Origin of the sequence: Nostoc sp. XA010, from assembly GCF_020829625.1 — a bacterium.
In the GTDB taxonomy this organism is placed as follows: Bacteria; Cyanobacteriota; Cyanobacteriia; order Cyanobacteriales; family Nostocaceae; genus Nostoc.
This window is the reverse complement of sequence record NZ_JAIVFX010000041.1, coordinates 14,292-31,475: the sequence shown is the minus strand read 5'-3', so window position 1 is coordinate 31,475 and position 17,184 is coordinate 14,292. Positions and strand designations below refer to the sequence as shown.

Annotated in this window: 17 protein-coding genes; 8 read left to right on the top strand and 9 right to left on the bottom strand. The window is 39.6% G+C overall.

Features of this window, described 5'->3' with window-relative positions:
- Positions 1-313: 313 nt before the first annotated feature.
- Positions 314-1,114, bottom strand: coding sequence for a basic amino acid ABC transporter substrate-binding protein (locus LC608_RS31285; RefSeq protein ID WP_229557280.1), 801 nt, complete (start codon positions 1,112-1,114; stop codon positions 314-316).
- A 109-nt stretch (positions 1,115-1,223) separates the two neighbouring features.
- Entirely contained in the window at positions 1,224-4,775 is a 3,552-nt protein-coding gene (locus LC608_RS31280; protein WP_229557279.1) for an NB-ARC domain-containing protein, read from the bottom strand.
- A gap of 303 nt (positions 4,776-5,078) precedes the next feature.
- On the opposite strand from LC608_RS31280, the gene LC608_RS31275 reads away from it, so the two are divergent.
- From LC608_RS31275 to LC608_RS31245, 7 genes are all read left to right on the top strand, one after another.
- Entirely contained in the window at positions 5,079-5,291 is a 213-nt protein-coding gene (locus LC608_RS31275) for a hypothetical protein (RefSeq protein WP_229557278.1), read from the top strand.
- A gap of 88 nt (positions 5,292-5,379) precedes the next feature.
- A complete protein-coding gene (locus tag LC608_RS31270; protein WP_229557277.1) occupies positions 5,380-6,162 on the top strand; it encodes an SAM-dependent methyltransferase in 783 nt (260 codons plus the stop codon).
- Complete coding sequence (locus tag LC608_RS31265) at positions 6,159-7,382, top strand: MFS transporter (RefSeq protein WP_229557276.1); 1,224 nt, start codon at positions 6,159-6,161, stop codon at positions 7,380-7,382. Before LC608_RS31270 ends, LC608_RS31265 begins: the two co-directional genes overlap by 4 nt.
- Positions 7,383-7,393: 11 nt before the next feature.
- Positions 7,394-8,251, top strand: a complete 858-nt coding sequence (locus LC608_RS31260) for a 50S ribosomal protein L11 methyltransferase (RefSeq protein WP_229557275.1) — start codon at positions 7,394-7,396, stop codon at positions 8,249-8,251.
- The gene (locus tag LC608_RS31255; protein ID WP_229557274.1) at positions 8,248-8,898 is read left to right on the top strand and encodes a 2OG-Fe(II) oxygenase family protein; all 651 of its coding nucleotides are present in this window, start codon (positions 8,248-8,250) and stop codon (positions 8,896-8,898) included. The genes LC608_RS31260 and LC608_RS31255 overlap by 4 nt, the downstream gene beginning before the upstream one ends.
- A complete protein-coding gene (locus LC608_RS31250) occupies positions 8,895-9,755 on the top strand; it encodes a hypothetical protein (RefSeq protein ID WP_229557273.1) in 861 nt (286 codons plus the stop codon). Before LC608_RS31255 ends, LC608_RS31250 begins: the two co-directional genes overlap by 4 nt.
- 412 nt (positions 9,756-10,167) lie before the next feature.
- Positions 10,168-10,887 (top strand): type 1 glutamine amidotransferase, encoded by a 720-nt coding sequence (locus tag LC608_RS31245; RefSeq protein ID WP_229557272.1) that lies wholly within the window; start codon positions 10,168-10,170, stop codon positions 10,885-10,887.
- Between the two features lie 76 nt (positions 10,888-10,963).
- On the opposite strand, the gene LC608_RS31240 is transcribed toward LC608_RS31245, so the two are convergent.
- The 4 genes from LC608_RS31240 to LC608_RS31225 form a co-directional block, all read right to left on the bottom strand.
- The gene (locus LC608_RS31240; RefSeq protein WP_179076190.1) at positions 10,964-11,533 is read right to left on the bottom strand and encodes a site-specific integrase; all 570 of its coding nucleotides are present in this window, start codon (positions 11,531-11,533) and stop codon (positions 10,964-10,966) included.
- A gap of 81 nt (positions 11,534-11,614) precedes the next feature.
- The gene (locus LC608_RS31235) at positions 11,615-11,989 is read right to left on the bottom strand and encodes a four helix bundle protein (protein ID WP_229557271.1); all 375 of its coding nucleotides are present in this window, start codon (positions 11,987-11,989) and stop codon (positions 11,615-11,617) included.
- 250 nt (positions 11,990-12,239) lie between these two features.
- Positions 12,240-12,725 carry a DUF3368 domain-containing protein gene (locus tag LC608_RS31230; protein ID WP_229557270.1) on the bottom strand — a complete coding sequence of 162 codons (486 nt, stop codon included), beginning with the start codon at positions 12,723-12,725 and terminating at the stop codon, positions 12,240-12,242.
- Positions 12,718-12,969 (bottom strand): UPF0175 family protein, encoded by a 252-nt coding sequence (locus LC608_RS31225; protein WP_181927059.1) that lies wholly within the window; start codon positions 12,967-12,969, stop codon positions 12,718-12,720. The genes LC608_RS31230 and LC608_RS31225 overlap by 8 nt, the downstream gene beginning before the upstream one ends.
- 163 nt (positions 12,970-13,132) lie before the next feature.
- On the opposite strand from LC608_RS31225, the gene LC608_RS31220 reads away from it, so the two are divergent.
- A complete protein-coding gene (locus LC608_RS31220) occupies positions 13,133-14,455 on the top strand; it encodes a DUF4236 domain-containing protein (RefSeq protein WP_267871273.1) in 1,323 nt (440 codons plus the stop codon).
- A 166-nt stretch (positions 14,456-14,621) separates the two neighbouring features.
- On the opposite strand, the gene LC608_RS31215 is transcribed toward LC608_RS31220, so the two are convergent.
- The 3 genes from LC608_RS31215 to LC608_RS31205 form a co-directional block, all read right to left on the bottom strand.
- A complete protein-coding gene (locus LC608_RS31215; protein WP_229557268.1) occupies positions 14,622-15,308 on the bottom strand; it encodes a tetratricopeptide repeat protein in 687 nt (228 codons plus the stop codon).
- 312 nt (positions 15,309-15,620) lie between these two features.
- Positions 15,621-15,998: a DUF6009 family protein gene (locus tag LC608_RS31210; RefSeq protein WP_229557267.1), complete on the bottom strand. Its 378-nt coding sequence runs from the start codon at positions 15,996-15,998 to the stop codon at positions 15,621-15,623.
- Between the two features lie 502 nt (positions 15,999-16,500).
- The gene (locus tag LC608_RS31205; protein WP_229557266.1) at positions 16,501-17,034 is read right to left on the bottom strand and encodes a response regulator transcription factor; all 534 of its coding nucleotides are present in this window, start codon (positions 17,032-17,034) and stop codon (positions 16,501-16,503) included.
- Positions 17,035-17,184 lie beyond the last annotated feature (150 nt).

Sequence of the window (17,184 nt, the reverse complement as noted above, 5' to 3'; positions counted from 1 at the left end):
CCCTACCCTTGAAGATAACCTAGCCCTTGCGGAACGATTGGCGGGGTTGTTGGCGAAGCGATAGCGCAAGCGCTGACTTGTCAGTTCGCACATCGTATGGCAATCAAGGTGAAAAGTAAGCAATCGATAAGCAATGGAGCCAGCTTTGAATAAAGAAAGCTTGGAACGGCATTACTTTTCAGGCCCAGTGCTGTTTCCTCTTCTTGCGAAGTAATGGCTTTATCATTCTTTGGGGTAACATTATGGTATTGAGCCGAGATACCAAATAGTTAAAAAATTCTAACGATGTATGTAAATCTCACACTTCCCTAAACTAAACTGGTGCAGTCTTTGGCAACTGGGGAGGCTTAGTGTTAAACCACTTCTTGTAAATCTGAGCATAAGTGCCGTCTTTAATAATTGTGTCCAAACCTTTATTAATGAGATTTAGATTAGGTGAATTCTTACGTACTGGAATGCCATAGTATTCTTGTGTAAGCAACTCGCCAGCAATTTTGATTCCTCTGAGACTCCCTGTTTTGAGAGCATATAAAATAACAGGTACATCGTTAATCACAGCGTCTACATTACCATTGATTAAATCTAGGAAGGCTTGGTCTGTACTCTCCAAAGTGATTATTGTAGCTCCAGGAACTTTTTTTGCTTCGTTGGCACCTGTTGTACCAAGTAACACAGCAATTCTCTTATTCCTGAGACTGTCGAAATTAGTGATGTTTTGATTGTTATCCCTCACTGTAATCGCTAGCCCTGACCGAAAATAAGGATTGGAGAAAGAAACAGTATTTAAACGTTCTTTTGTAATTGACATGGCAGCAACAGCAGCATCCACAGTACCAGCTTGCAAAGCGCCCAGCATCCCTTCAAAGCGTAGATTTTCAAACTCTACTTGGAAACCCACTGACTTACCAATACCTTTTACAATATCAATATCAAATCCCTGAAGTTGCCCATTTTTCATAAATTGAAAAGGCGCAAAAGTAGGCTGAATTGCTACTTTCAAAGTTTGCTTCGCTGTTAAATTTGAACCATGATTGCTACACGCAATAATCAACAGAAAGCAGATGAAGGCGAGAATAAACTGATTCCACCAACGTACACCTACGAATCTAGCCATATCTTTTATTTGCTCTGGGTGCATTTAATGTTTGCGGAGATGTATTTATCTACCTGATTAATTTGCTGAATTCCAGATTATTTGTTAGAGAAATTTGTACCGAATGGAGCTAGCCCATTAAAAGCTCAATTGCTCCTAAAGCTTTGAGTGTAGCTTTTTGAGCTTCGGTTAAGCCTGTTGTATTAGTGATATTCATACCTTCGTAGGGTCTGGGACTAATGAACGAAGTTATATACTGACCTGTTTCAACATCCCAAAGTTTAGTAGTTTCATCCTCACTTCCACTGATCAGAATTCGATCGTTGGCACTAAAAGACACAGCTCTAACCCAGTTGGTATGTCCTTGTAAAACCTTTAGGCATTGACCAGTTCTTACATCCCACAGCCTAATAGTTTGGTCATTACTGCTAGTTGCTAAAATTGTTCCATCCGTATTGAAATCAACAGACCATACCCAATCAGTATGTCCCTGCAAGACTTTAACGCACTTACCATTACTGGCATCCCAAATTTTTACTGTATGGTCTTCACTGCCGCTAGCTAGGGTCTGACCATCAGGGCTAAATTTAACTGCTCGAATACCATTAGTGTGACCCTGTAACACTTTCAGGCATTGACCAGTTTGAACATCCCACAACCGAACAGTTTGGTCATTACTGCTACTTGCTAAAATTGACCCATCCATATTGAAATCGACAGACCATACCCAGTTTGTATGTCCTTCTAAAGTCTTTAAACAGTGACTAGTACTAAGGCTCCATAACTTAACAGTGTAATCATCGCTAGCAGTGGCTAAGGTTTGACCATTAGGACTGAAAGTAACAGACCATACCCAATTGGTATGTCCTTCTAAAACCTTGATACATTCACTAGTATTAACATTCCACAGCCTTACTGTATGATCTTCGCTGCCACTGGCTAAGGTTTGACCATCAGGGCTAAAAGCTACCGACCAAACCTGACTCGTATGTCCTCGCAAAGTTCTTAAGCATCGACCAGTATTGACATTCCATAGTCTCACTGCATTATCAGCACTACTGACAGCTATAGTTTGACTGTCTGGGCTGCATCCAATAGAGCGAACTCCGTTGGTATAACCTTGTAAAGTTCTTAGGCATTGACCAGTATTAACATCCCAAAATTTGATAGTTTGGTCATTACTGCCACTAGCTAAAATTTGCCCATCTGAACTAAAGCTAACTGACCATACTTCTTTGGTATGTCCCTGTAAAGTTCTTAAGCATTGACCAGTATTAACATCCCAAAATTTGATAGTTTGGTCATTACTGCCACTAGCTAAAATTTGCCCATCTGAACTAAAGCTAACTGACCACACTTCACTAATATGTCCTTTTAAACTTGTCAGACATTGCCCTGTGTTTATATTCCAAAGTTTCACTGTATAGTCAGCACTAGCGCTTGCTAAAGTTTGAGCGTCTGGGCTTAGCGCAACAGTTGTAACTCCACTGGTATGTCCGTGCAGTATATTTAAACACTGACCAGTTTTTGCATCCCATAGTCTAATCGTCTTATCATCACCGCCACTAACTAGGGCTTGACCATCTGGGCTAAAAATTACAGACCGAATTCGACCAGTATGTCCCTGTAGAACCTTTAAGCACTCACCGCTTTCTAAATTCCAAAGACGTATTGTCTGGTCATCGCTACTGCTAGCTAGGATACAACCTTCTCCTTCCAAGAAGGCTTCGCCTACAGGACTAAAAGCAACTGACCACACACGGCTAGTGTGTCCTTGAAAAGTTTGCAAACATTGACAAGTTATAACATCCCAAAGTTTCACTGTACAGTCAGCACTACCAGTCGCTAGGGTATGCCCATCTGGGCTAAAAGCAACTGAGCGTATCCAGTTAGTATGTGCTTTCCATCGGAAAACCTGCTGACAAGAAGCAACCTGCCATAATCGAATCTCGCCATCTATACCCCCACTGGCGATCTGACTGCCATCAGGACTAAATACTACCCACAAAGCCGCACCAAACGTTTCTGTAAAAACAGATTTGGCTAAATTGGAATAGGCAAAATTAACATGCTGTAAACTTTTACCTTTTAGGTATGCTTGCCAAATTGTCAGGTACGAACAATCAAGATTACTGATGTCTGTGTTGATTTCACACAAGATATTAAGAATATTACCTGCTGTATATCCTGGCTTTAAAGGTGTTTCTTGTCGTATTTTGGTAAGGATATGTTTGAGTTGGCGTTCAACATTGCCGACACAGCCTAACATCTCGACTAATTTATCAATAACTGGTTGTAGGATTAAACGTATTTGGGAAAGTCGAATATACTCTTTACTTTGAGCTTTAATTAAAGTGTAATCGTTGATAAATTCTTGCCGTTCGCTGGTAATATCCTCACACACTCGGTCAATTAGCCGATGCGTGACATATTCCAGCACTACGGGTTGCAATACAAATTGCTTTGCATTTTGTTCGATAAATGCGCGACGGGCAAGTGACTGTAACGCATTTAGCAAGTGTCCCGTGACTGTTTTAAAGACAAAATCTGCTTCTAACTCTTGCAGAGAAACAGGTTCCCGGTTTACTGCCAACCAGTACATTACTTGCTGTTCTATTGACGATAACCGATTAAATTGTTGCTCCAGCAAGTCGTTGATGTCGTCAAATTGTAACTTTCCTTGTCGCAGTAAGGGAATTAGCTGCCCTAAGCTACCCCCGCAGACTTCTTGCACTGCTGCTGCTGCGATTTTTAATGCCAGTGGATTACCTGCATAATGCCTGCAAACTTCTTGTAGTTCTTGTTCGTTGGTTGCAAAACAACTTCTAGCAGCAAAAATTTCATACCCATCAGTTAATAATAATCCGGGTAGTAGCAACGAGCGTACTCTTAGGTTTGCTCCTTCGAGTAATGCTACTTCTTTTGGTTTTTCCCGACTTGTAAGAATTAAACAACTTTGATGGTTAACTTCTCCTATATGCTTAAGTAAATAGCCGTAACCTTCATATCCTTGGCTGTATTGTCCGGTACTAATGCCACCTTGCAGTACAGATTCTAAATTGTCGAGTAGTACCAAGCAACGAAAAGAACGCAAGTAATGCAGCAAGCGAGAGACTTTGCCTTCTACCGTATCTGGGAGATTGATTTCCTGTTGATTGGAGAAAAAATGGATTAACTCTGCCAAAATTTCTTCAACAGGGGGTGCATTTTGGAGCGTTCGCCAAATTACATATTCAAAATTATCCTTGATTTGATGGGCTAGTTTGACAGACAGCGTGGTTTTACCAATTCCTCCCACTCCTAGTAGTGCAACCAACCTGCACTTTTCGTGGAGAATCCACTGTTCTAATCTGGCTAGCTCTTGCATTCTGCCATAAAATGTTGCGACATCAGGAGCTTCAGCCAAACCCAGACGATTTGTTGCTACCTCTACTGTCGAATTTATAACAGAAGAACACAAAGGTTCAAGCTCTGCAATATCTGTGCAATCCAGCGATAGCTTTTCACAAATTTCCTCAAAAATCGCACGGTCTACAGATTTACCCGTCAAAAAGTTAACAACGGTAGAACGGGCAAGTCCAAGCTCTTCAGCTAGAGCCTGTTGGCTGAGAAAGCCATTTCGCCTAACTGCCAGTTTTACTTTCCCTATATAATCTTGCCGAACTTTGAGCGACCTTGACATTGAGTATTTTAAGTAGGTAGGTGAGAAAATTTATCCCTATTCTGTCACTTTCGGAAAACAATAATTGTAGCGAAACATTGGAACCTTTATCTAATAAAGCTCAAAACTTTATTAAATCAAAGTTTCAGAGTTTCGTTCCGATTATTGTTTTCCGCAAGTGACACAAGAGGGTTATATTCCTCAAAAACAGATTAAAAATCAAACTCAGCCATACTCAGCCTTGAAGTCGGTCAACAAGGATTTTTAATAAAAGTATCTAACTCACGGGAAGTGAGATCACACACAACGATGGAGATTTCTTCAATGGCTAATCACAAAGACAATCTGTCGAATCTACCTAGCAACTTTGGTTTGGAATCAGCAGATATGCAACCGAACTTGAAAATTAATGAAGAATTGCTGGGGGTTCCCTTTTATCATATCCGTTGTCTAAGTTCGGTACCTGTTGATTTGGAAAGCTTACTTCTTCAAATTGAACAGGAAGAAGAAGTTTTAACTAGCGAAGAGGCTCAATAGTTTAATCTTCACTGCTAGTTCACCACAATTGTTTGACAGCAGGAGGTTTAATAACCCCTGCTCTACTTAAAAATCTAAAGGCAAAACTATGCGTTTAGCGGTCATTGGCTTAGGAATTTGTGGAACACAGCAACTTTCTTTGGAGGGACGAAATCGTTTGCTTCAGTCTAAAAAAATAGGGTGTTTACCTATCGTCCCTTCAACTCTTTGTGAGTCTTTAGGAGAGTTGGGCATCCCACCAATTGAAGACCTTGGTACTTTGTATCAAGACGGAGACGTGGATGAGGTTAATTACCAGCGTTTGTTTGATAAAGTTATTGCTGATTGCTGCAAATATGAAAATGTTGCTCTACTTGTTCCTGGACATCCTCGGATTGGCGTAACACTCGTGCAATGGTTAGAAGCTAGAAAACAGGAATTACAGATTGAACTAGAAGTGTTTCCTGGCATTTCCAGCTTTGACACAATGATTAATGATTTGAGCCGTGACCCTTTAGAGCGAGGTTCGGTACTTGTTGATGCCAATCGCTTGTTGTTGTTTGAGTACCAAATTGAGCCATTACTCGATTATTACATTTACCATGTGTGTTCAATTGGTACGCCGCGTGTCTATTTTAAAAATGCCTCGACTGAAAATCGGCTCCATATCCTGAAAAAATATCTACTGCGTTTTTATCAACCTTCAAAGCAAGTATTTTTAGTAACCTCCCCATGTGAACCTCAAAGTAATGCTCAATTTTTTGAAGCAAGGTTGGAACAGATGGAGACTTTGCTTGATTACGTTCATTTTGGGACTACGCTTTATATTCCCTCTATCACACCTAAGCAACTGAACAAGGAATACCTTAGTATCCTGAGAGGCATATCATGATTCGTGACATCATTTTTATTTTGAAGACTCACGTAACCTATCGCAATCTCTCGCTAGCCTTATTACTAAGTAACGTTGGAACTGCTTTTACTAGCATTGCTGTTTATGCTGAACTTACACGACATGGTGCCAGTGCATTTAGTTATTCAGTTGCCTTTGTTTTAGGAATTTTACCAGGTTTGTTTACTAGCCATTTCTCAGGCTGGCTAGCACCTCGTTTGAAATTAGGTTGGTTTTTTATTATTCTTCAATTACTAGGAGCTGTTTCGTTAATTTTTCCAGTTTTCGGGTTGCAAAATAATAATTGGTCGTTTTTACTGTTAGCAGAATTCTCAGGCTCGTGTTTGAGTGGATTTCTTGCTCCCATTTATCAAATTTATGTACGACGAACATTTAACGATAGCGAACTTCCTGCGGTCAGCAGCTATGACTCCTATGTCTTCACGGCTCAATTTGTTCTAGGTCAAGTAGTAGGAACTTTACTATACGGAGTGGTAGGCACAATCCCCTATCTTTTTTTTGATTGTTTAAGTTATCTAGTTACTGCGGCTTGGATTGTATCTATTTTGCGTAAAGATGCCGTTGGACTTGTTGAATTAGAATCTAAGACTGCGTTACCTAGACTAAACTGGGGGTTACTAACACCGACGCAGCAGCGAGTACTGTTGATGATTCCTCTGCTCTCGCTTGTTTGTGCCCCGTCGATGTCGCTGCTGCCATCTCACGGACAGAACTTTGAATTTCAGATTCATTGGATAGGATTAAATCTAACACCCGTATTACTACTATTGCTTTTTCGTTCTTTAGGACAGATGCTTGGACCCCTTGTCATCAAACCTAAAGATTTTGAGCGATGGTTAGAGCGACGTTGGTTACTGGTTGGGTGCTTAAGTTTCTATCTATCACTATATAGTGTTACTTTTTCGACTCATTCGCTAATGCTATCGCTTGTGTGCGTGCTTATCGCTCACATTGCTTCAAATATCGTTTTTATTCTTTCAAGTTATGGGTTACAACGGTATTTTTCAGCAGTGGAAATTGGCAAAGTTGCAGCAGTCAGCTTTCAACTCAGTATCTTAGCCACAAGCGTATCAAGTTTAGTGGCAGGCTACTTACTACAGATATTGTCCAAGCAGCAAATCGTGACCCTCAGCTTTATACCACTGATAATATTTGCGATTCACTTAACCTGTCAAAAATCCCCCAAAATTGTTCAATAGGAGAATTAAAAATGCCCTTTGAACTGCATCACCACGCGACGATGCTAGAAGATATAGTTCGTTTATCAGCGTTTCGGAAGGCGATAAACGAATCCATTAAACCTACGGACTGTGTTGTCGATGTTGGAACAGGCACAGGAATTCTTGCTAGCTATGCTGCATCAATCACACAAGGACCAATTTACGGCATCGAATACTTCCCAGAAGCGGCTCAATTAGCGCAGTGTTTAATGGAAAATGCGGGCTATCAAAATGTGAAAATTTTAAATGATAGTTCGTATAAATGTAAGCTCGAAGCCTCACCCAATTTACTAATTACCGAAACAATAGGTCCTCTTGGCCCTGAAGAAAATATTGTTGAACTTACCTACGCATTCTGTCGTCGTTTCCCATCAGTTAGACAGGTGATTCCTGCAAGGTTGAGGCTACTAGCCATACCTATATATTCTGAGTTTGTCGATGCAATGTATGAACGTTTTCTCCGAGCATATGAAAAAAACTCACATGGAACATTTGATTATCGCTGCATATTTAATACTCTAGACTATCATGCTGGTACTCATATTTTCCAGGGGGATTTAAGTAAATGTACTACTTTCGGAGAGGAAACCGTATTGGCAGACTATATCTTAGGAAAAACACAGCGTTCTGATTTTTATACCGTAATAAGTTCACACGATAAAGCTAATGCGCTCCATCTGTTTTTTCGAGCTGATTTAACTCATAAATGCCAACTTAGTTCCTTTGCTAAAGAACCTTTTACTCATTGGTGTCACTCTTTTATAAGAATTCCTCAAGGAAGAAACTTACTTGAAATTAGTTATTTAAGTACTACACGCAAATTTACGTTTGTTTGGAGGAAAATATGAATTATAGTACTATAGCCAGTTCAAATATTTTGAAAGATTGGCTAAGACCTGAATATATTGAGGATTTTGAATGTGGTGTCTTACATAAACGTTGGTGCCATGAAGTTCCATTTAAATACGCAGTTTTACCAAATCTGTTCTTATCATCTATTATACAATCAATTACCGAGTACTGTCACACTATTCCTGTCACTAAAGCTCGCATTGAAGGAATTTCATCTCACACAAACTGGTACTGGGGAGCATTTAATTATCTTGAGGTTGTTAAATTTATTTACTCAAAACACTTTCAGTCGTTTTTGTTTGAACTTTTAGGAGAACGTTTGATAATGAAAGCTAGTTTAATACCTCAGTATAATGTCTTTCAAGCCAGTAGCCAAGGAATCCCTATTCATACCGATTATGGGCGACCAGTAAATTTTGTTTCGCTTTTGCAGCTATCTAAACAACATAAACCGAATTGGGGAGGCGAACTTATTTTTTATCGAGAAGAACAGGGAAAATTAGTTGCTTTTGAGTCAATTATTCCACAATCTAATACCTTTATAATCTTTAAAGTTTGTCCAAATTCCTATCACTCCGTTTCCGATTTACAACAGTATTGGATTCGTGAAAACATAGCCTTTGATTGGTGCGTTACCCCGTGAATACATATACATTTCCTAAATCGCATAGGCAGATAGTTTATCTCTACACTCAAAATTACCATCAAATTATCCGTAGTGCCTTAAAACCAGACTTACTAACTGAAACACTTTTGAACCTCCGAAGGCAAATGGCTTATGATTGGGTTCCTGGTTTAGAGCTAGCATTTTTACAGCGTTTATTCGCTGAAGTTCAAGTTATTAAAAACCGGGAACTAGAACTTTCCTGGTTTCAGCCCTTACAACAACGAATTACTCCTATTCTAAGGCGACCTAAATTCTTACAAAAACCTCTACCTCAACGTGCCCACAAGATATTCCAAGAACAGCTTAATAAGTTCCAACAAGGAGCAATATTACAAGAAGTCCTTGAACGGTCAAATTTTCGAGATTCGGACTTTCGCTACCGAACTGACTTCAAAGATGGGAAAATCTGTATTTTTGGGGCTAGTTTACCAACCTGGGACTCACTTGCATCCCTTACTCACGAACTAGGACACGCATTCGTTGAAACCCTAAGACCTAAAAATGATTTGCGGAGACAAATAATATCTGAGGCTTTCGCTCAGATATTTGAGGAATTATTTATAGAGGCTATCCTAACCCAATCGGAATGGCAGCGAGAATGGAGTGACTTTCAAAAACGTATCGACTATCTCAATTTTCATTTTTTTGAATGGGAGGTTTCGCAAACCAAATGGTTTGGCTCTCCTAAAACTCTACCATTTGACTCAGCTTCTCTCCTACTTCGAGAAACACTTTTTACCACCTTTGGTTACCAAGCTATCTATGCTGCTGCTTCCTTAATTCGATATCGATTACGAGTTAAAGAAAGACTTTGTATTTTTAGTTTAACTTAATGTGTAATATCAAATCTGCTTGATTGCACACAGTTCCCGCAGGAGCTAAACCCTAAATCACAAGGCTAGTGGTATATTTGGACTATCCCTCTTGTGTCACATTCCGGGTATTCTGAATAAAAGAATCAAAAGATAAAACTCTACAAGGTAAGTAGGGCAATGGATGTAGAATTACAAATCCTCAAGCATTTGGCTTTCTTATGCTCACCCAACAGTTGCGATCGTAGATGAATATTGTGCAGAGTATAAAGACTTATTTAAAGAAGTAAGGAATTATGAGTGCTTCAAATATGGTTGTGTTGCAAAAACTAGGGTCGATCTGGTAGAAATGCTGATTAATAGGGAAGCTCTGCCCTAACAAAGTTTTTGCAACACAACCAAAATTTCATAACCCACTAACAGGAATAGCAGCATGAATATACTAGCAGTTCAAAATTTCTCATTAACTCCACCTGGTGTTTTGGGTGAATGCGTGAAAGAGAGAGGGAGCAATCTAGATATTTTACTGCCTGCTGAGGGAGATGAGTTACCTGACAATAGTACAGACTTTGATGGTCTGATTATTTTAGGGGGACCAATGCACGCAAACGATACTACACACCCTCTAATACAAGGAATGATCGGGCTAATTCACCAGTTTTATGCAGATCAAAAACCTATCCTTGGAGTTTGCTTGGGTGCCCAAGTTATAGCTAAAGCTTTTGGCGCAAATGTTTATAAACATCATGAATTTGAAATTGGATTTACGAGAGTTTTTTCTACATATCCCATAACAAAAGAAGACCTTTTACTACGTAGATGTCCTGAGACTATTTACATGATGCAATGGCATTTCGATACATTTGATTTACCACAAGAAGCTACTTTACTGATGTCTGGTGATGTATGCCGACATCAAGCTTACAGAATCGGTAACAATATTTATGGTTTTCAATTTCACCTTGAGGTAACAAAACAGATTTTACAAAACTGGATTGAGACGAAAGATAAGTCTATAGAAAATAATTATCCTAATTTTTCAGAACAGCTTACCCAACAAATTGAAAAATATCTTGAAGCTTCAGTGGCCTTTTGTCGTCAAGTAGGTAATGCTTGGTTAGATTTAGTCGCAACTAGAATTGCTAATTCATAGTCGGGTTGCGGGTCGCTACACATAGTTATCCTCACTTTTCATTCGTTAAGAGTCAACACCTTCAGACAATTTAAAATCAAAAATCCAAAGCAGAGATCGCGTTTTGTTTCTGCTTCTCAGTTACCCCCAAATATCGCTCCAAAGCTGCCAAAGTCCGATGTCCCGATATCTCCTGAATGTGGCGCAACGGTATCCCCGCATCGCTCATCCTGGTTAATGCAGTTCTCCTGAAACTGTGGGTACTAACCCCCTCAATGCCCAGCCGCACACAGGTATCTCTGAGGATTTTATCGGCGCTGACCTTGTGAATATGTAAGAGTCCATGCCTGCCGGGGAACAAGAACTCCTTGCGGCGGTTAGGGTTGTACTCTTCTAAATACTGCCTGAGCTTCGGATGCACTTGGATTTCCCTGGTGTCCCGCTTGCCTTTGGTGTTGACACTGCGTAGTACTAGAACTCCTCTGACACCGTTACTGCCGAACACGTCTTTCACCGCCAACGTGCAAGCTTCGTTGATTCGGCAGGCAGCATAAAGGCACACCCCAAATAGAGCGCGATCGCGTGGGTTGACAAAGCCCTCAGTAAATAGGACATTAATTTGATCGGGGGTGAGGATTTCTGCTCTGCCGAAGCGGTTTATTTTCATTGAAGATTGCAGATTGTAGATTGCAGATTGTTTTTGGAGATTGTAGAAGGAAGATTGAAGCAAGAGATTGATTAATTGGGGTTATAAATTCGAGAATCTTTGGGTTTTGACCGTAAGGTTTTGAGAGAGGACACTCCTCTTTGATACAATTTCATTAGCTTCCTGCATCAAGCTCTGAAGTTTGTTAGAGTCCACTAATTTCGCTTTTACAATTAGTTCCATCCAGTAGAGCGATTCATCGGCTTCCTCTAATGTAATATTGAGCTTGGTGATCAGTTCAGCCGTTGATTTGGCGCGACAAGCTGCCCGATAATTGGCTCCTACTGACGTTCCTGAACGGAGTAATTGTTTGCCTATGACTTGTGAGGTTGTTTGGTCTTTTGGTAAAGCTTCAACTAAATTAATCACCCGTAAGGCAAAAGATTGGGTTCTCTCCTTAAACTGCTCCTTGTCCATTTCTCCCCCAATCTGCAATCTGCAATCTCCCCTCTAAAATCCTACATGGTCTTTGTGCAATAAAACAATGTAAGCGACCAAAAAGCCTATTGTTTCGTCAGCGATTGCACCCGATTAACCCAGACTTATCAATCAGCCGGACAGGACGAACGCTACAACCCGCATTATCTCGTTGGCTGATAAAACCTGCTTATGCTTGCCGCGCTATAACCATCATCAGGTATGATCCGCTCACGGCTTGGGAGTCAATCTATTCCCCTACCAATGCTAATGCGTGATTGATCACGCGGTCAGATAAATACATCCCACACTGGCGCAATTGTTCTAAAACTGGACGTGCAGCCGGAATTACCCCTCGTTGTTTGGCAGTAATAACAATGCCTAATGTCCCCCGTACCGGAATTCCCAAAGTTGCAGCACAACGACGGGCTGCTAAATCATCTAGAATTACTTCTGTACCTGGATTTACATAGCCCCAGGTTAGTACGGCTGACTCACCTAGACCCAAATCCCAGCTTTGAATCACATTTGGGACTGGTGGTGTTTCTTGTATAACCAACCAATCAGTATTATTGAGCGTCACTGCTGTTACGTCTGCTGACCCATACGCCTGAATTTCTGTGGCTACAGCATCGGGAACAATAATTGATGATCCCATTAGGAGCAACAAATCAAGAAAGCCGCCCTTGGTCAAAAAAATTAATGGGGATGTGTTGATAGCAGGCAGTTCAGCCACGGTTAAACTCGCTCTGCAAATCATCAAAGTCAACAGCGAAGACATCCACTTGTTCACGGGCTAGGACAGCTAGAAAGTCTCGGCGGTTTAACCCAGCAACAGAGGCTGCTTTCTCCATCGAGATTTCCTGCTTCTGATACCAGTAGATAGCAGCAGCAAGGCGCATATCGCGCACAAATTCTTCTGGACTCAGGCGACGGGCGCTAAATACTTCTTCTGGCAGGTTAATCGTGACATTAGACATGATTTCTGTCCTAAATTGCTGCATTAATAATATCAACCATTTCTTTTTAAAAGCGATCGCTGCTAAGGCAGTGCGCTTGTTGTGCTACCTGCAAACCCGATTGAGATAACACGCGCTAGTTGTCTGGGTAAGCTAAAAATATACTGTTCTAGATGATGTTCGTATGGGATTCAGATTTAGAAAATCAGTGAAAATAGCGCCAGGAATCAAGCTTAATTTAAGCAAGAGTGGCGGGAGCTTATCAATCGGCGGTCGGGGAGCGACTGTTAACATAAGCAGCAGAGGAGTTCGCTCTACATATAGCATTCCTGGTACAGGGCTGAGTTATGTTACTCAAACCTCATCAAATAGAAGTCAAAAATATAACCATCACAATCTAAGTAACAGATCGGCATACAAAGAATTGCTGAGGCAACAAAAAGAGCAAGAGAAACAAAAGTTACTCCAAGAAGCAGAGGAAAGTTACTCTGCTTTTCAAGCTAAAATCGAATCATTAGCAAATATTTTAAGAGAGCGAGAAAAACAAACTTTTAATTGGGAAGAATTAACTGCTCGAAGAGAAGAATATGAACCTGTAATTTATACTTATCCAAAATTTATAGAACCCGATAAAAATTTCTATGAAGTGACAATCAAACGAGAAATAAAGAGTAAAAATTCTAGATTATACATCACGTATTTTATTTCTGGCTTAGGCTTTGTTATTTTTTTTCAAAACGTTTGGATTTCATTTTTATTATTTGCTTTGGCAGTAGCAAGCTATATTATTGAACGAAATCGTTTAGTGAAATTATACAATCAAAGCTTACCAATTAGAATTCAAGAAGAAACTGAAAAATATAATCAGAGCAAGCATAAAGCTCATGAAGAGTATTTGAAGAGGGTTGGCTTAGAGGAAGCAGAACATATAAAGATCGAAGAAGAGAATAAAAAGACGTGGGATGAAGAAGAACGAGGTCGAGAGCGATTGAAAAATGCTGTGAAATTGGAAGATCCAGAGCCGTTAGCTGAATTACTTGAAATTGAGCTTTCTAACGAAGAATTGCCAGTTCCTCTCGTTTTCGATATCGAATTCATTGATGTGAACACAGTCAACATTTTCATGGAACTTCCAGATTTAGATGTGGTTCCAGAAGAAAAGATGAGTTTAACTAAGACTGGTAAGTTGTCTACTAGGAAAATGGCTCAGAAGGATAGATTTAAGCTCTACTCAGATATTTGTACTGGTTTAACTTTACGTCTTATTTATGAAACATTTAGGGTAATTTATTCTGTCAATACTGTTGAATTTTATGGTTTAACTGAGAAGGTAAACCCAGCCAATGGAACTGCTGAAAATATCACATCTCTATATATAAAAATTTCCAGGATAGATTTTGAAAAGCTAAATTTAGATGCCTTAGATCCAACGTTAGCTTTCACAAGTTTGAATGGAGAATTCGCTTGTAGTAAGAAAGGTGAATTATTTCCTATTAAAGGTTCATAGTCCATAGTACTTATAGGCTACTTTACCCCTGGTGACAGCTTCCGTAACTAAATAAGTAGTAAATTATCAAATACGAGTACAGGACAATCGTTTTCATCCTTAATTTCCCGATGTGTAGGCATATTGGCTCAATCCGTACCTTCGCTAGGTATATACGCACCTTATTTTATTCTCTTCTTGGTACAAAATACCATTTCCCTTGCCACTGAAAATATGCTTCTGCTTCTATGTCATTTTGTTCTGAAGGACTAGCATTCTGAATTTGATTTATAATAACTGGTTCAAAGGAGAAATTAATCATATTTACAGCCATGAGCCACTCTCGTCCCGATTCATTTTCATCAGGAACATACTCTGTATCTTCATATTCGTAACCCAGTGAACTAATTACTTCATACAGCCTGTAGCGGATCTTTCTGTATAACAGCATATCGCCGTCTGATAGTACAATGTTAGCGGCTGTCTCTAAGTCATTTATACCTTTTTCGTATTCTTTGATATGTAAATATGCTTCTCCTCGATTGTAGTAAGCAATGTAGTCTTCTGGACAAATTTCTAAAGCTTTCTCATAATTTTCTATAGCTTCTTCCCATTGCTCAAACTGAGTATAAGTTAATCCTCTTTCTACATAGGCTGGAAAATCGAAAGGATTTATTTCTAAAGTTTTAGTGAAATCTTCTAAAGCACCTTTGAAATCCTGATTAAAAAACCTACTTTTTCCTCTATCAAAATATATTCTGTCATCTTTAGGATTTAGTTCTATAGCCTGAGTATATAGTTGAATTGCCTTAGCATAATCTTCTGCTTCAGCACTTGAATGAGCGGCATCATAGTATTTTTGGGCATCATCCATTGCTTTTACCAACTTTCTTGCTTAACTACACATTTAGGATTCCCCTTTTAACTTACTTATTAACCAACACTTGTAAAGAACTGCCTACGTTGTGATTGCTTGTGGTAGATCCAGTTGGGATATCAGCATACTATTGTAGGAATTTTGCACTTGAAGACTTCCGTAATTTCACCAAAAAACACGAAATCTAAGCGTTTTAGTTTCTGGCGTATGAAAAGAGATTAAATTTATCACTTTTAATTTTAGCGAAGGGAAAACACGCCCAATTTTGGGAGATGAGCGTGTTTTATAATCAGGGTTATTTATTTTGGTTTAGTCAAGATTTGGTGGTAATGTCCCTCCCCAAGCTCTTTCCGTTACCCGTCCTAAGACTTTAGTAGAAACAGTTAATGGATCTATAGCTTCACTTGGGCATCCTTGCTTGTAAGCTCCATCTGGTTTATAAAAACGATCTTCTTTTGAAAGCCAAAATATTCTTCTGGAATATTTTCCTGGGTATGTTTTAGGAGCATTTTTTTCTAGCTCTGCATAGCCTACAATCTCATGTCCTTGATATTTAACCAATCCTTCACGCTTATTACATTCTGTATCGAAATGTTCTCTTACATAAGGAATATCCTTAATGTCCCGTAACCATTTGATATTCGACTCAAACTCAATATCCGAACGAACTGTGGCTTTTCGGCTCATACAGGCTTTTTTTTATGCCAAAAACATCTATTCGATTATAGTAAAATTAATTACAAACAGCCATAAGTACTCAACCAAACTGCGTCCAGGTTACTTAGGTGTATCCTTAGCACGTTTACAGCGTCTACAGATGTATACATTAGGGAGATGGAGATGAGTTAGATACCAGCGATGCCCACAACTTTTGCGCCTGGGGTGATAGTATGCAGCAACATTAGGTGAGGAAATTTTCATATTTACACATCATCTGAATCTTGAACGCTTCCAAAAATTATTTGATTTCACTTCTGTTAGCAACAGAAGTAAATAAGAATTAAACCCCACCACTCCCCGACTTAATCCTTTTGCTCTCCTCACCAATACATCATTCATTCACAATCAAGTTATAGTCGATATAACCAAGCATCGCCCCTCTTTTTATCGCCTCATAACTGTTCTTGACGTGCCATTTACTGTACAAATCACTGGCATAACGTTTGACTGTACTAACAGAGAGAAACATTTATTTGGCAATCTGTTCAAAAGCTAAACCCTGAGCCAGTAAACGCAGGACTTGTATTTGTCGTTCGGTGGGAGAATCAAGCAAGTTTTTGTCAGCAAAACTAGGGTCAATATATCTATTTTTATCAAGGCTTTTTAACAGTTTTTTAGCCAGCTTCGGGTCAAGCAGGCATTCATCAAAATAAGCTCTCTTGATGGCTAATTCAATCAATTCTACATCAGCAGTTTTGAGCATATAAGAATCAGCCCCATGATGGAAAGCTGACTTAATAAAGTCGGAATGAGTCTGATTCGTAAAAATTACCACTTTACTATTAGTCTTTCTTTTGATTGAGCGAGTCAGTTCTAAACCACTCATGTCGGGTAAGAGTAAATCAACTAACACAACATCAGGGTTGGTCTGTTCAATTAACTGAAACCCTAGCTTTCCACTGGAGGCATCACCAGTTACTTCTATATCTGGAGATTGTGAAATAGCGCCTTTGATGCCTAAGAGCGTGAATGTTTCTGGTTCAACAATTACTATTTTCAGCATGATGTTGATAATCCTCTAATAATAAATAGCTGTTTATTGGCGGACTTATTATTGATGCTTCTGCCGTGGGTGTCCGTGCTGCCGTAGCAGTGCCGTAGGCTACGACCTATACAGGGTATGGATTGCCGTGATTGCTGCCGTATGCCGTGG